This is a genomic window from Parvibaculum sp. (genome assembly GCF_049671045.1).
GTDB lineage: Bacteria > Pseudomonadota > Alphaproteobacteria > Parvibaculales > Parvibaculaceae > Parvibaculum.
On the sequence record NZ_JBATUH010000011.1, the window covers coordinates 1 to 14,792 of the forward strand.

Below are 14,792 nucleotides of genomic sequence, written 5' to 3' on the forward strand. Positions count from 1 at the left end.
GCGCAAGCCAGTCCGGCGCGGCGGGCGAGGGGAGCAGGCCGGAAGCGGCGGCGGCAAGTTCGTCGCCGAGCGAGGTTGCGCTGTTGCCGATGAGGGTGAGGGTGTATTTCATGCCGAAACGGGTCCAGACACGGCATGCCCCACTTCATGCGGGCCATGACGACGAAGAAGGTAAGCGGTGGAAAAGCCACTCGATGTCAAACGAGCGATCCTTATTGCAGGGCCGACGGCGAGCGGCAAGTCCGCGCTTGCGCTCGAACTGGCGCAGCGGCTCGGCGGCGAGATCGTCAACGCGGATTCGATGCAGGTCTACCGCGATCTGCGCGTGCTGACCGCGCGGCCCTCGCCCGAGGATGAGGCCAGCGTTCCGCATCATCTTTATGGCATGCTCCCGGGGGAGGAGCGCTGCTCGGCCGGGCGCTGGGCGCGGATGGCGGTCGATGCGCTGCGCGACATCGAGGCGCGCGGCCGGCTTCCCATTGTCGTCGGCGGCACCGGGCTCTATTTCCGCGCGCTGATCGAAGGCTTCTCGCCCATCCCTTCCGTGCCTGACGAGATACGCTTCGCCACCCGCGACGAGGTGGCGGCGGCCGGCGCGGGCGCGCACGCGCTGCTTCGCGAGGCCGACCCGGAACTCGCCGCCGTCATCCGCCCCTCCGATCCGCAGCGCATCGCGCGCGGGCTCGAGGTCGCGCGGGCCACCGGCAGGCCGCTCAGCCAGTGGCAGAAGGAGCCGGCCCGGCCGCTTCTCAGGGGCGGCCTTGCCCGCATCGTGCTTGCGCCCGAAAGGGAGCTTCTCCGTGAGCGCTGCGACCGGCGCTTCGAGGCGATGTTCGAGGCGGGGGCTCTGGCGGAGGCGGAGGCGCTCGCGAAGCTCGGCCTGCCGGACGACGTTCCGCTCATGAAGGCGCTGGGGCTTCGGCCGCTCCTTGGCTATCTCTCTGGAGATATTGAGCTTTCCGCTGCGATCCGGGAGGGGCAGGCGGAGACGCGCCGCTATGCCAAGCGCCAGGAGACATGGTTCCGGACTCAGATGATTGCGTGGAAAAGAGTTAACACGCAATTTTCGGAAAGCTCATATGGAGAAATCTTTTCATTTATTGACGATTTGGGGTTGACCGCCTCCTGAGGGGCGGCTAGGTTTCCGCCACTTTATGGCAGGCAAGCCCGCGGCCGTATGTGTGATGCCCCGCCCTGATGCGGGGCATTCGCGTTCCGGGCGGCGCCCAAATCGTGAAGACGTTTCGCAAAGTAGAACGGCCCGCATGAGGCGGGCCCTGACGGCTCAGTCGAAGGATGTGAACCATGCCCCAGGAAATGACAGGCGCAGAAATCGTCATCAAGGCGCTGGTTGACCAGGGCGTAGACACGATCTTCGGCTATCCGGGCGGGGCGGTGCTGCCGATCTATGACGCGCTTTTCCAGCAGAACAGGATCAAGCACATTCTTGTTCGCCACGAGCAGGGCGCGGTTCACGCCGCCGAGGGTTATGCCCGCTCGACGGGCAAGCCGGGCGTCGTTCTCGTGACCTCGGGGCCGGGCGCGACCAACTCTGTCACGGGCCTCACCGACGCGCTGATGGATTCGATCCCGATCGTCTGCCTCACCGGGCAGGTGCCGACGCATCTGATCGGCACCGACGCCTTTCAGGAGTGCGATACGGTCGGCATCACGCGCCCCTGCACCAAGCACAACTGGCTGGTCAACTCCGCGAAGGAGCTGACGCGCGTCATGCACGAGGCCTTCTATGTCGCGACGCATGGCCGCCCCGGCCCGGTCGTCATCGACATTCCGAAGGATGTGCAGTTCCAGAAGGCCGAATATGTCGGCCCGCAGAATGTCGTCCACAAGACCTATCGCCCGCGCATAAAGGGCGATGTCGAGGCGATCAAGGAAGCGGTCGCGCTCATCGCCGGGGCGAAGCGTCCGATCTTCTATACGGGCGGCGGCATTATCAATTCGGGGCCGGTCGCAAGCCAGCTTCTGCGCGAATTCGTGAAGCTCACCGGCTATCCGATCACCTCGACGCTGATGGGGCTTGGCGCCTATCCGGCTTCCGACAAGCAGTGGCTCGGCATGCTCGGCATGCACGGCACCTATGAAGCCAACAATGCGATGCACGACTGCGATCTGATGATCAATATCGGCGCGCGTTTCGACGACCGGGTGACGGGCCGCATTGACGCCTTCTCGCCGGGTTCGAAGAAGATCCATGTCGATATTGACGCTTCCTCCATCAACAAGGTCGTCCATGTCGATGTCGCCATCATCGGCGACGCGGCGCATGTCCTGGAGGACATGATCCGCATCTGGAAGGCGAAGGTCTGCAAGCCGGACAAGGCGGCGCTCGCTGAGTGGTGGCAGCAGATCGACAAGTGGCGTGCGCGCCGCTCGCTCGATTTCAAGCACTCGGACGAGGTCATCAAGCCGCAATACGCCATCCAGCGGCTCTATGAGCTGACCAAGGACCGCGAGACCTACATCACCACGGAAGTCGGCCAGCACCAGATGTGGGCCGCGCAGCACTTCCACTTCGACAAGCCGAACCGCTGGATGACCTCTGGCGGCCTCGGCACGATGGGCTATGGCCTGCCGGCCGCGGTGGGCGTCCAGATCGCGCATCCCGACGCGCTCGTCATCGACATTGCCGGCGAAGCCTCCATCCAGATGTGCATGCAGGAAATCTCGACGGCCGTTCAGTTCATGCTGCCGGTCAAGATTTTCATCCTGAACAACGAATATATGGGCATGGTCCGCCAGTGGCAGGAATTGCTGCATGGCGGGCGCTATTCGCACTCCTATTCGGAATCGCTGCCCGATTTCGTGAAGCTCGCCGAGGCTTATGGCGCCATCGGCATCCGGGCGACGAAGCCGGGCGAACTCGATGCCAAGATCAAGGAAATGATCGACGCGAAGGGGCCGGTCATCTTCGATTGCGTCGTGGACAAGCTCGAGAACTGCTTCCCCATGATCCCCTCCGGGGCGGCCCATAACGAGATGATTCTGGCCGACGACGTCGAGGCGGCGGCCGTTACCGAAGCAGGCAAGATGCTCGTTTGAGGGAAATCGGCCCTTTTCAGGGGCCGATTGCCCTTTCGCCCCGGGCCTCGCTTGGGCTATAGAGCCGGAGCGAATACCGGGGCGCGAGCCCCTTCCTTCACGAATTTCACCCCGCGGGGAGCCCTGATGAGCGACGACAGCAAGATCGAACGGCATACGATCGCGGTACTCGTGGACAACGAGGCCGGCGTTCTGGCGCGCGTCATCGGGCTTTTTTCGGGCCGCGGCTACAATATCGAGAGCCTGACGGTCGCCGAGGTCGATCAGGCCGAGCACACCTCCCGCATCACCGTGGTGACCGCGGGAACGCCCATGGTGATCGAGCAGATCAAGGCGCAGCTCGAGCGGCTGGTTCCGGTCCACAAGGTCGTGGACCTGACCGCCGAGACGAAGGCCGTCGAGCGCGAAATGGCGCTCATCAAGGTCGCGGGCGCCGGCGAGAAGCGCGTCGAGGCGTTGCGCCTTTCGGATGCGTTCCGCGCCCGCGTGATCGACACCACGCATTCCTCCTTCGTGTTTGAAGTGACGGGCGCGCCGGACAAGATCGACGCGTTTATCGGTTTGATGAGGCCGCTCGGCCTCGTGGATGTGTCGCGGACCGGCGTCGTGGCGATAGCCCGCGGCGCCGAGGCGATGTAACAGCTAATCTAGAGACGAAAAGGACGAGAGACCCATGCGCGTTTACTACGACCGCGACGCAGACGTGAACCTGATCAAGGGCAAGAAGGTCGCCATCATCGGCTATGGCAGCCAGGGCCACGCTCACGCGCTCAATCTGCGCGACTCGGGCGTGAAGGAAGTCGCCGTCGCGCTGCGCGAGGGCTCGGCCACCGCGAAGAAGGCGGAAGGCGAGGGGCTCAAGGTTCTGTCGGTCGCCGAAGCGGCCAAGTGGGCCGACGTGCTGATGATGCTCACGCCGGACGAACTTCAGGGCGATATCTACCGCGACCATCTGCACGCCAACATGAAGCCGGGCGCGTCGCTCTTCTTCGCCCACGGCCTCAACATCCATTTCAATCTCATCGAGCCGCGCAAGGACATCGACGTCCTCATGGTGGCGCCGAAGGGCCCCGGCCACACGGTGCGCTCGGAATACAAGCGCGGCGGCGGCGTGCCGTGCCTCATCGCGGTCCATCAGGATGCGAGCGGCAACGCGCATGACGTCGGCCTGTCCTATGCCTCCGCCATCGGCGGCGGCCGCGCGGGGATCATCGAGACGACCTTCAGGGAAGAGTGCGAGACGGACCTCTTCGGCGAGCAGGTCGTGCTTTGCGGTGGTGTCGTCGAGCTCATCCGCGCCGGTTTCGAGACGCTGGTGGAAGCCGGCTACGCGCCGGAAATGGCCTATTTCGAGTGCCTCCACGAAGTGAAGCTCATCGTCGACCTCATCTACGAAGGCGGTATCGCCAACATGAACTACTCGGTCTCGAACACGGCCGAGTATGGCGAATACGTCACCGGCCCGCGCATCATCACCGCCGAGACGAAGGCGGAAATGAAGCGCGTCCTCGAAGACATCCAGACCGGCCGCTTCACGCGCGACTGGATGCTCGAAAACAAGGTCAACCAGACGAGCTTCAAGGCCATTCGCGCCCGCAACGCCGCGCATCCGATCGAGGAAGTCGGCGCCCGTCTGCGCGCCATGATGCCGTGGATCGCTGCCAACAAACTCGTAGACAAGGACAAGAACTGACGCGATCTCGCGCATAAGCCCGAGCCGTTTCGATGGGCCCTTCGCGTAGATCGCGAAGGGCCCTTTTTGTTTTCGGCGTCCGAATGAAATCCGCTCCCCCGATGAAAGCGGGGACGACCAGAGGGAAACCCGCCCATGCCTCCATCACGCAGAAGCCACGGCGCCGCCATCGCCTTCCTGCATACGGCGGCGATCCATATCGAAACCTTCAATGCGCTGGGACGCGAGATCGCGCCGGAACTCGCGCTCACCCATGTGGTGCGCGAAGACCTGCTCGCCGCCGCCGAGAAGGCCGGCCGGGTCACGCCCGCTCTCGACCTCATGACTCAGGAGGCGCTGATCGCGCTTGCCGAGGGCGGGGCGCGGGTCGTCGTCTGCACCTGCTCGACGCTCGGCGCCTCGGTGGAGCGGGCGGCGGCCGATGCTCCGGTGCCCCTCCTCAGGATCGATCGGCCCATGGCCGATCTCGCGGTGCTGCAGGGGCATAGGATAGGCATCTGCGCCTGCATCCCGGCGACGGTGCCCAATACCGAGGCGCTCATCGCCGATTCCGCGCGCGCGATTGGCCGCGACTACGAGTTCACGACCTTCCTTTTCGACGATGTCTGGACCGCTTTCCGGGAGGGGAGGCTCGACGACTACTATCAGGAAATCGCCCGCCGGCTGGCCGAGGCCGCGCATGATGTCGATGTGCTGGTTCTCGCCCAGGCTTCCATGGCTCCGGCGGCGGCTCTCTGCCGGAATTTGCCGGTGCCCGTGCTTTCGAGCCCCCGCATCGGCTTCGAGGCGGCGGCCCGGATCGCGAGGGGTGGCAGGTAATGCGTCAATTTGTGCGTTGACAGCTTTTGAGAATGATTATTACATGCGGAAATCATAGACAAAGCCCGGAAGCGAGCAAAGAAATGGCGCGGAGTTTCCTGACGACTGCAGCGATGGCGGCAGTCTTGTTGGCGTTGGCGGCAGGCGGGGCGGTTCAGGCACAGGAGCCTGAAGTTTACGAGATCACCATTCAGGAGCACCGCTTCACGCCGGACGAGTTCGAGATCCCGGCAGGCAAGGAAGTGAAGCTCGTCGTCAAGAATCTCGATCCGACCCCCGAGGAGTTCGAATCCTACGAGCTCAATCGCGAGAAGATCGTTCCGGCCCATGGCGAAATCTCGGTCTATCTCGATCCGCTGGAGCCGGGCACCTATCCTTTCTTCGGCGAATTCAACCAGTCGACGGCTCAAGGCAAGATCATCGTCAAGTAAGTTCGGGGGGCCGTCATGCTGGCCACGCTCATCATCGTTTTTCGTGAAGTCATCGAGGCCGCTCTGGTGGTCAGCATCGTCGCCGCGGCGACGACCGGGGTCGCCGGGCGCAACCGATGGCTCGTCGCGGGCGTGGGTGGGGGCATTCTCGGCGCGGCCATCGTCGCGGGGTTTGCCGGCACCATCGCGAATTCGCTCCAGGGCACGGGCCAGGAAGTCTTCAACGCATCCGTCCTCTTCGTCGCTGTCATCATGCTCGGCTGGCACAATGTCTGGATGAACAGCCATGGCCGCGAGCTTGCGGCCGAGATGAAGGCTGTGGGGCACGATGTGGCGGTCGGCGCGCGCCCGCTCTATGCGGTTGCGATCGCGGTCGGCATCGCGGTGCTGCGCGAAGGCTCGGAAGTGGTGCTCTTCCTTTACGGCATTGCCAGCGGCGGCACGGGCGCATCTGGACTTCTGACGGGCGGCATCATCGGCCTCGTCTCCGGCGCGGCGCTCGGCTATGCGCTCTACAAGGGCCTGCTCAACCTTTCCACGAAGAAGCTCTTTGCTGTTACCGGCTGGATGATCCTGCTGCTCGCCGCCGGTCTCGCCGCGCAGGGAGCAAATTATCTGACGCGGGCCGGGCTCCTGCCGCCGCTTGGCCGCAACATCTGGGACACCTCCTGGCTCCTCACCGAGCAGAGCATCCTTGGACAAATCCTTCACACCCTGATCGGCTATACGGCGCGCCCCTCGGGTATCCAGCTTCTCTTCTATGTCGGGACACTCGTCATCATCGGGGGCGCAATGAAAATCTACGGAAACGGATCAGGTCAGAAGCTCGGGCGGATCGCCGCCTGCATTCTCGGCGCATTTTCGGCATCGGCCCTCATACCGGGCGGCGATGCGGAAGCAGCCGCGATCAAGGTCTATTCGCCCTATGTCGAGCAGGGCGAGGTCGAGATCGAATATCAGGGCTACCGTACCTTCGACGGGGATGCCTCGAAGGACAACGAGCAGAAACACAAGGTGGGCCTTGCCTATGGCGTCACCGATTTCTGGGCCACGGAAGTTTATGGCATCTGGAAGAAGGATGCCGGCGGCAGCACGCATTTCGATGCGACGGAGTGGGAGAACCGCTTCCAGCTGACCGAGCGGGGAAAATATTTCGCCGATCTCGGTTTCCTCATCGAGTATGAGCATGTGCGCGACCGGCAGGGCGAAGCGGACGAGCTTGCCTTCGGACCGCTGATTGCCAAGGACATCGGCCGCACGACGAACACGATCAACGTGGTTCTCGAGCGCGAGCTTGGCGCGAATGCCGAGGGCGGGGTGGGTCTCACTTACAGGCTGCAAAGCCGCTGGCGCCTCGATCCGCTTTTCGAGCCGGCGATCGAAGCCTATGGCGAATTCGGGCGGATCAACAATTTCAACTCGAGAGACGATCGGAGCACATGATCGGCCCGGCCGTTCAGGGCACCTTCACGGGCCTTGCAGGGCTGCCGGGCAAGCTCAAATACGATGTGGGTTATCTCTTCGGTGTCACGCCTTCGACGCCGGACGGCACGCTGAAGCTCATCTTCGAATATGAGCTGCGGATCTGAGCCGCCTCCGCTCCGTCACCATCCATCAATAGAAGATCGCGTGGAAGCCTGAGCGGTCGAAGGGCCGCCAGTCTCCCTCGGGCTGCGCCAGCCTGTCGGCCACGGCCCAGAGCACGAGCGGGTTCACGCCCATTCCGATATGGGTGGCCTGCACTTCTATATTTTCTGTCTGCGGACCTTTTTCCTCGAGGCAGGCCGCCCAGGGAACGATGCCATCCGTCTTCGAGTAGATAGCGGTGCAGGGAACCGGCGGCGCGGGCCTGAGGCGCTCGGCAAGGGCCGCGTCAATCGAGCCGTCGCTGCGGTAGCCGGCGGCGAAGGGGCTGGCAAGCGTGATGACCTGACGGACAAGGGCGGGCGCCTCGCGGGCGATCTCGCGCGCATAGATGCCGCCCAGCGACCAGCCGACAATGCTCACGCGGCGCTGATAGCGATCCGCAAGCTCCCTGAAGCGCTGGCGCACGCCGCTGCGGATTTCCTGGCTCGGGCCCCAGTTCGTGCCGAGCTTCCAGGGATGAACCTGATAGCCCAGCGCCTGAAGATAGCGTCTGAGCACGAGCGTCGAACCGTCGGACGCCAACATGCCCGGCAGGACGAGCACCGCATGGCCGTCGCCGCGCGGTGCGCGCATGAGGGCAGGGAGCGAGGGGAGCATCGCGCCCAGTTCCAGAACCACGCGCAGTTCGCCGAGGCGCGAAAGGAGGCCGGGCTCGTCACCTGCGGATTTTGGCATGTCGCCTCCGGGCGTTCGGATGAATGGTCATGAGCTAGCAGGTTCGCGGCTGGCCCGGCATGTGGTGATGGGGATCGAGACATTCGCCGGGCTCGATCTGTACCGTCGCATGGCTGATGCGGAAGTGCGAGACGAGGCGCGCCTTGATGGCGAGAAGCGTGATCTCCGCATCGGCGCCTGGGGCGAGGCGGGCATGGAGCGTGACGAGCCGCTGGCCCGGCGTCAGCGACCAGGCATGGACGTGATGCACATCGGCGACGCCTTCCACATTGGCCATGAGGTCGGCGGAAATCGTTTCCGGCTCGAGGCCGGGCGGCGTGCCTTCCATGAGAATATGGGCCGCATCGTGCGTGACGCGCCAGGCGCTTCGCAGGATGAGCGCCGCCACGAGCATCGAGAGCAGCGGGTCGATCGGCATGAAGCCCGTCGTGAGGATGACGATGGCGGCCACGATGGCGGCGACGGAGCCGAGAAGATCGCCGAGAACATGGAGCGCCGCGCCGCGCAGGTTGAGGCTGTCATGCGCGCCGTGAAGCATGAGGAAGGACAGGATGTTGACGGCGAGGCCGCCCATCGCCACCACCAGCATCGGGCCGCCGAGGACGGGCGAGGGGTTGGCGATGCGGCCCACCGCCTCGACGACGATCCAGAGGGAGAGCACGAGCATCGTGGCGCCGTTGAGGAAGGCGGCGAGGGTTTCCGCGCGATGGTAGCCGTAGGAGCGCGCATCGTCGGCCGGGCGGCGGGCGAGGCGCACGGCAAGCCAGGCGAGCGCCAGCGCGCCCGTATCGGTGAGCATGTGGCCGGCATCGGCGATGAGGGCGAGCGAGCCTGACAGGTAGCCGCCCGCCGCCTCGACGATCATGAAGCCGCCGGTGATCCAGAGCGCGATGGCGACGCGCCGCTCATTGCTGAGCCCGCCATGATCGTGGGCGTGGCCATGATCGTGGCCATGATCGTGACCATGGGCGAGGCCGTGCTCCGCATGCCGATGGGCGCCGGACATCAGACTGCTTCCTCATGCACGTGAGCGACCATGTCCGCGACGACGCGAGCAATGTGATCGTCATGGATGCGATAGAAAATCTGCTTGCCGCGCCGCTCGGCGGTGACGAGCCGGGCCGCGCGTAAGAGGCGCAAATGGTGGCTTACGAGCGAAGGCGAAAGGCCGAGCTTCGCCGCCATCGCCCCGACAGGCTGGGGCGTCGCGAGCGTTTCCACGACGATGCGCAGCCGGCTCGGATCGCCGAGAAGGCGGAATGTTTCGGCAAGCTCCATCGCCTTGTCGTCGCTGAGCGGCTCGGCCAGGAGGGGGGAATGGTTCGATCTGCGGTGCATGTTATTTTATAACATGTGAACAACTATTCATATGTTATCTGGCTCCGCCGGGCGACGCAAGCCCCCGCGAAGCGTCCAGCATGCCGCGAGGGTTGGAGCGAGGGGGCCGTTCCTGTATGAAGGCGGCCCGGCAATTTTTGGGATGCATCAATGCGTATCGGCACGCCGCTAACGCCCGGAGCGACCCGGGTCATGCTTCTCGGTTCGGGCGAACTCGGCAAGGAGGTCGCCATCGAACTGATGCGTTATGGCGCGGAGGTGATCGCGGTCGATCGCTATGAGAACGCGCCGGCGCAGCAGGTTGCGCATCGCGCCCATGTCATCCGCATGACGGATGGCGCGGCGCTCCGGGCGATTGTCGAGCAGGAAAGGCCGCATCTCATCGTCCCCGAGATCGAGGCGATCGCGACCGACGAACTCGTCAGGATTGAGGCGGAGGGGCTCGCCGAGGTCATTCCGACGGCGCGCGCCGCGCAGCTCACGATGAACCGCGAGGGGATTCGCTGCCTTGCCGCAGAGGAGCTGGGCCTGCCGGTCTCGCCCTATGCCTTTGCCTCATCCGCCGTGGAGCTTCGCGCGGCTGCCGAGCGGATCGGCTATCCCTGCTTCGTAAAGCCGGTCATGTCGTCATCCGGCAAGGGGCAGAGCTATGTTGAGAGCGCGGCGGGGATCGACGCCGCATGGGATTATGCGATGTCGGGCGGCCGGGTCGAGAGCAGCCGCGTCATCGTCGAGGGCCGCATCGCCTTCGATTACGAGATCACCCAGCTCACCGTTCGGGCGCTTGGGCCCTCCGGCGAGATCGAGACGCATTTCTGCGCGCCGATCGGCCATCTCCAGGACAAGGGCGATTATGTCGAAAGCTGGCAGCCGCAGGCGATGACCGCCGCGGCGCTTGTCCGCGCGCGGGAAATCGCCAGGAAAGTAACCGATGCGCTTGGCGGCCGGGGCATTTTCGGCGTCGAGCTCTTCGTGAAGGGGGACGAGGTCTGGTTCTCGGAGGTTAGCCCGCGCCCGCACGATACGGGCCTCGTGACGCTCGCCTCGCAATATCAGAGCGAATTCGCGCTCCATGCCCGCGCGATCCTCGGGCTTCCCGTCTCCACCGAACTTCTCGCGCCGGGCGCCTCGGCGGTCATTTATGGACGGCTCGAGGAAAAGGCGATTGCCTTCGAGGGGCTCGAGCGGGCGCTGGCCGTTCCTGGCTCCGAGGTGAGGCTTTTCGGCAAGCCGGAAGCCTATGCGCGCCGCCGCATGGGCGTCGCGCTGGCGCGTGGCGGGGACGTGGCGGAGGCGCGGCGGCGCGCTGCCGAGGCCGCTTCCCACGTCAGGCCGGTCAGCACCCGGTAGAGCCGGTATCGGCCTGCACTTGGGGCAAGACGCCCGGTTTTTGCGCAAGATCGGGCCGCGCCCGCTTGCAAATTCGCACGAAACTTTTTGCGGATGCCATTTTCAGCCCCCGTTCTTGTCGTTATTCTGCATCTGTCGCAAATGTGTTTTGCGCAGACTGGGTAACGAAAATGAATTGGGACGACCTCCGCTTCTTTCTGGCCGTGGCGGGCGCCGGCAGCCTTTCAGGCGCCGGGCAGCAGCTTGGTGTCAATACGACAACGGTTTTGCGCCGCGTGGCCTCGCTCGAGGACGATCTGGGCGCGCGGCTTTTCGAGCGTGAGAGGACCGGCTACCGGCTGACGGCGGCCGGCGAGAAGCTCGTCGAGGCGCTGGAGCCGGTCGATCGCCGCCTTTCGGCGCTGCCGAGGGATTTTGCCGCCTCGGGCTCGGGCAGCGAGGGGGCGGTGCGGCTCGCGGCGAGCGAAGTGCTGGCTGGGCCCCTCATCGCGGCGGAGCTTCCGGCCTTTCGCGAGGCCCATCCGAGCCTCGAGCTCGAGCTTGTGACCGATCCGCCGGGAATCACGGGGGGCGCCCCCCGGATCGGCAGCCCGCTCAGGGATGTCGACGTGGCGCTTCGCGCGGCGCGGCCGACACAGGGCGACATGCTGATGCGGAAAGTCGGCGACATGGCCTATGGGCTTTACGCCGCGAAGGAATATCTCGCCGAGCGGGGCGTGCCCGGGCAGATGTCCGACCTGTCGGAGCACGACATGATCGGGTTTCCCCGCGCCGAGACGCCGCTCGGGCCCGTCTGGTGGATGTCCCGCGCCGAGAAGAACTCGCGCGTGACATTCCGCTCGTCGAGTGCTGCAGCGCGCGCGGAGGCGGCGCGGCAGGGTCTCGGTCTTGCCGCTCTTCCCTGCATCCTCGCCGATCAGGACAGCGGCTTCGAGCGCGTCTTCGGGCCGGACCTTCTGGGCGGGCTCGAATTATGGCTCATGGCGCGCAACGATCTCGCCCAGCTTGCCCATGTTCGCGCGGTTATGGAGTTCCTCGTGGACGCGGTGAAGCGGCATCGCTCGCGGCTCGACGGGCGCTCTCACGAAATTACCGAGCTGCCCCCCAAACCCTTGAAAAGCCGTTGAAATCAAGTCTTTTTCATTGCGTGGAACGCGCCTTTCGGCGTACAAACTTCGGGCCGCGCGGACCTGCGCGATCCGCAGGAAGGGCTTGTCGAGGCGATTCGGCGGGGCGTTGCGCTGTGAGGCAGCGAGCCCATCTCCGAACGGCGCCGGCAAACCAGTAGAGACGGTTCGGGCGATGCCTTGGGGGTCGGAGTGACGAGGGAAATGCGGAGCGCGAGGCTGACCCGCGCACTTTCCCGGCGATGCCCGGCAGGCTCGGTTCGAGGCATGTTCGTACACGGATGATCGGAGGGGGTTCTTTCTTTGATCGTTCGCGAATGCCCGGCGCCAGGACCTGTGCGCGACGCAATCGGGGGAAGCAAATCCAGAGCGATGAAATTGGTCCGCCCCGGCATGAATTCGGGACATGGGGGATCGGGACATGCGACGCTTTAACTGTTTGACCACCACAAGCGAAGACACTTTCAACCGTCGGCGGACGCGGTAAGAACAAGCGGTTCGCCGACCCACGTCAAAGGATAAAAACAAGCATGCTTTCCGGTCTGCTCGGCATGTTTTCAGCCGATATGGCAATCGATCTCGGCACCGCGAACACACTTGTCTATGTGAAGGGGCGAGGGATCGTTCTCAATGAGCCGTCGGTTGTCGCCATTATCGAAAAGGGCGGGAAGAAGCAGGTTCTGGCCGTGGGCGAGGAGGCCAAGCAGATGCTCGGCCGCACGCCCGGCAACATTCAGGCGATCCGCCCGATGCGGGACGGCGTGATCGCCGATTTCGAAGTCGCGGAAGAAATGATCAAGCATTTCATCCGCAAGGTTCACAACAGGCGTTCCTTCGCCAATCCGCAGATCATCGTCTGCGTGCCTTCGGGCTCGACGGCGGTGGAGCGGCGCGCCATTCAGGAATCGGCGCTTTCGGCCGGCGCGCGGCGCGTCTATCTCATCGAGGAGCCGATGGCGGCGGCGATCGGCGCGGGCCTTCCGGTGACGGAGCCCACGGGCTCGATGGTCGTCGATATCGGCGGCGGCACGACGGAAGTCGCCGTGCTTTCGCTTGGCGGCATCGTCTATGCCCGCTCGGTTCGCGTCGGCGGCGACAAGATGGACGAGGCGATCATCGCCTATATCCGCCGGCACCATAATCTGCTCGTCGGCGAGGCTTCGGCCGAGCGCATCAAGAAGGAAGTCGGCTCGGCGGCCATTCCCTCGGATGGCGACGGCATGACGATCGAGATCAAGGGCCGCGACCTCATGAACGGCGTGCCGAAGGAAATCCGGATCGGCCAGCGGCAGATCGCCGAAAGCCTTGCGGAGCCTGTCGGCGCCATCGTCGAGGCGGTCAAGGTCGCGCTCGAGGCGACGCCGCCGGAGCTTGCCGCCGACATCGTGGACAAGGGCATCGTGCTGACGGGCGGCGGGGCGCTGCTCGCCAATCTCGACCAGGTGCTGCGCGACGAGACGGGGCTTCCGGTTTCGATCGCGGACGACGCGCTTTCCTGCGTCGCGCTCGGCACGGGCAAGGCGCTTGAACACATCAAGACCATGAAGCACGTTCTGTCGTCGGTGTATTAAGCGGACTTCTCGCGAAGGGCGGGCAGCGGGACGGCGGGAGCGGTAAGGTGGCGATGGATCCAAACCGGTCGGGAGTGCCGATCCGCGAGATCTCCAACCGGATTTCGCTCGTCTTCATGCTGACGCTCGCCGCAGCGCTGCTCCTGCTCGGGCGGGCGGAAACCTATGTCTTCGACCGCGCGCGCCAGGCCGTGACCGACCTCGCAGCCCCGCTGCTCGAAATCGCCTCGCGGCCGGTTTCCGTCGTCCGGCGCGTGATCGAGCGCACGGACGAATATGCCTATGTCTTTGACGAGAACGAGCGCCTGCGGGCGGAGAATGCGCGGCTTCTCGCCTGGAAGGAAGCGGCGTTGAAGCTCGAGGCGAAGACCGCGCGCTTTGAGGCGCTCCTCAACGTGCAGGTCGATCCCGACATCAAATATGTAACGGGGCGCGTCGTCAGCGACAATGGTGGCCCGTTCGTCGATACGGTGATCGTCAATACCGGGCGCGAGCACGGGGTCAAAAGCGGCGACGCCGTGATCGACACGGACGGGCTCATCGGCCGGATCGTTGCAACGGGGGAGCGGGCGAGCCGCGTTCTCCTGCTGACGGACCTCAACAGCCGGATCCCCGTGGTGGTGGAGCCGTCGCACTTCAAGGCCATTCTCGCGGGCGACAATACGGACTGGCCGCGCCTCGAATATCTCGCCGTGAAAAGCGGCGTCTCCCCCGGCGACCGGGTGGTGACGTCGGGCGATGGCGGCCTCATTCCGCCCGGAGTTCCGGTCGGCCTCGTCATCCAGACGAATGACGGCTTCCTGCGCGTGCAGACCTTTGCCGATCGCGACCGGCTCGATTTCGTCCGTATCCTGAAGTTCGAGTTTCCAGGCAAGGTGGACCGGCAGGACCCGCCAGCGGTGCTGCTCGGCCCGCCGGTGCCGCCGAAACCCGCCGAAGTGGCAAAGCCGATCACGCAGATACCCGGCGCGCCCAAGCCCGCCACGCCGCCAGCCTCCGAGCTGATGGCGGCGCCGCGCGCGGCGCAATCGCCTGTGGCGAAGAAACCGGCAAAGCCCGCGGCAGCCTCTGCCGCGCAGAC

General features: G+C 64.9%; 15 protein-coding genes. 12 read left to right on the plus strand and 3 right to left on the minus strand.

Annotated elements, in window-relative coordinates; translation table 11 throughout:
• Positions 1 to 178 precede the first annotated feature (178 nt).
• From miaA to WBG82_RS00695, 8 genes are all read left to right on the plus strand, one after another.
• The gene (gene miaA, locus WBG82_RS00660) at positions 179 to 1,129 is read left to right on the plus strand and encodes a tRNA (adenosine(37)-N6)-dimethylallyltransferase MiaA (RefSeq protein WP_424420134.1); all 951 of its coding nucleotides are present in this window, start codon (positions 179 to 181) and stop codon (positions 1,127 to 1,129) included.
• Between the two features lie 176 nt (positions 1,130 to 1,305).
• On the plus strand, positions 1,306 to 3,060 hold the full coding sequence (locus WBG82_RS00665) for an acetolactate synthase 3 large subunit (RefSeq protein WP_424420136.1): 1,755 nt from the start codon (positions 1,306 to 1,308) through the stop codon (positions 3,058 to 3,060).
• Between the two features lie 126 nt (positions 3,061 to 3,186).
• Complete coding sequence (gene ilvN, locus WBG82_RS00670) at positions 3,187 to 3,699, plus strand: acetolactate synthase small subunit (protein WP_424420138.1); 513 nt, start codon at positions 3,187 to 3,189, stop codon at positions 3,697 to 3,699.
• A 34-nt stretch (positions 3,700 to 3,733) separates the two neighbouring features.
• Complete coding sequence (gene ilvC / locus WBG82_RS00675; protein WP_324297806.1) at positions 3,734 to 4,753, plus strand: ketol-acid reductoisomerase; 1,020 nt, start codon at positions 3,734 to 3,736, stop codon at positions 4,751 to 4,753.
• A gap of 135 nt (positions 4,754 to 4,888) precedes the next feature.
• Entirely contained in the window at positions 4,889 to 5,572 is a 684-nt protein-coding gene (locus tag WBG82_RS00680) for an aspartate/glutamate racemase family protein (RefSeq protein WP_424420141.1), read from the plus strand.
• Between the two features lie 113 nt (positions 5,573 to 5,685).
• Positions 5,686 to 6,003 carry a cupredoxin domain-containing protein gene (locus WBG82_RS00685; protein WP_424420158.1) on the plus strand — a complete coding sequence of 106 codons (318 nt, stop codon included), beginning with the start codon at positions 5,686 to 5,688 and terminating at the stop codon, positions 6,001 to 6,003.
• A 15-nt stretch (positions 6,004 to 6,018) separates the two neighbouring features.
• The gene (locus tag WBG82_RS00690) at positions 6,019 to 7,446 is read left to right on the plus strand and encodes an FTR1 family iron permease (protein WP_424420143.1); all 1,428 of its coding nucleotides are present in this window, start codon (positions 6,019 to 6,021) and stop codon (positions 7,444 to 7,446) included.
• Positions 7,443 to 7,592 carry a hypothetical protein gene (locus WBG82_RS00695; protein WP_424420145.1) on the plus strand — a complete coding sequence of 50 codons (150 nt, stop codon included), beginning with the start codon at positions 7,443 to 7,445 and terminating at the stop codon, positions 7,590 to 7,592. The genes WBG82_RS00690 and WBG82_RS00695 overlap by 4 nt, the downstream gene beginning before the upstream one ends.
• Positions 7,593 to 7,617: 25 nt before the next feature.
• Here WBG82_RS00695 and WBG82_RS00700 read toward each other — a convergent pair whose 3' ends face one another.
• Genes WBG82_RS00700 through WBG82_RS00710 form a run of 3 tightly spaced genes read right to left on the minus strand, consistent with a single transcriptional unit; the run spans position 7,618 to position 9,663 of the window.
• A complete protein-coding gene (locus WBG82_RS00700) occupies positions 7,618 to 8,325 on the minus strand; it encodes an esterase/lipase family protein (RefSeq protein ID WP_424420147.1) in 708 nt (235 codons plus the stop codon).
• Positions 8,326 to 8,359: 34 nt separating this feature from the next.
• Positions 8,360 to 9,331: a cation diffusion facilitator family transporter gene (locus WBG82_RS00705; protein WP_424420149.1), complete on the minus strand. Its 972-nt coding sequence runs from the start codon at positions 9,329 to 9,331 to the stop codon at positions 8,360 to 8,362.
• Positions 9,331 to 9,663 carry an ArsR/SmtB family transcription factor gene (locus WBG82_RS00710; protein WP_424420151.1) on the minus strand — a complete coding sequence of 111 codons (333 nt, stop codon included), beginning with the start codon at positions 9,661 to 9,663 and terminating at the stop codon, positions 9,331 to 9,333. Before WBG82_RS00710 ends, WBG82_RS00705 begins: the two co-directional genes overlap by 1 nt.
• A 150-nt stretch (positions 9,664 to 9,813) precedes the next feature.
• Between WBG82_RS00710 and purT the strand changes: the two genes are divergently transcribed.
• The 4 genes from purT to mreC all read left to right on the plus strand — a co-directional run.
• Positions 9,814 to 11,013 carry a formate-dependent phosphoribosylglycinamide formyltransferase gene (purT, locus tag WBG82_RS00715; protein ID WP_424420153.1) on the plus strand — a complete coding sequence of 400 codons (1,200 nt, stop codon included), beginning with the start codon at positions 9,814 to 9,816 and terminating at the stop codon, positions 11,011 to 11,013.
• Positions 11,014 to 11,183: 170 nt separating this feature from the next.
• Positions 11,184 to 12,140: a LysR family transcriptional regulator gene (locus WBG82_RS00720; RefSeq protein ID WP_424420155.1), complete on the plus strand. Its 957-nt coding sequence runs from the start codon at positions 11,184 to 11,186 to the stop codon at positions 12,138 to 12,140.
• 530 nt (positions 12,141 to 12,670) lie between these two features.
• A complete protein-coding gene (locus WBG82_RS00725) occupies positions 12,671 to 13,711 on the plus strand; it encodes a rod shape-determining protein (RefSeq protein WP_111883322.1) in 1,041 nt (346 codons plus the stop codon).
• Between the two features lie 53 nt (positions 13,712 to 13,764).
• On the plus strand, positions 13,765 to 14,792 hold a 1,028-nt coding region (mreC, locus tag WBG82_RS00730), incomplete at its 3' end, for a rod shape-determining protein MreC (protein WP_424420160.1).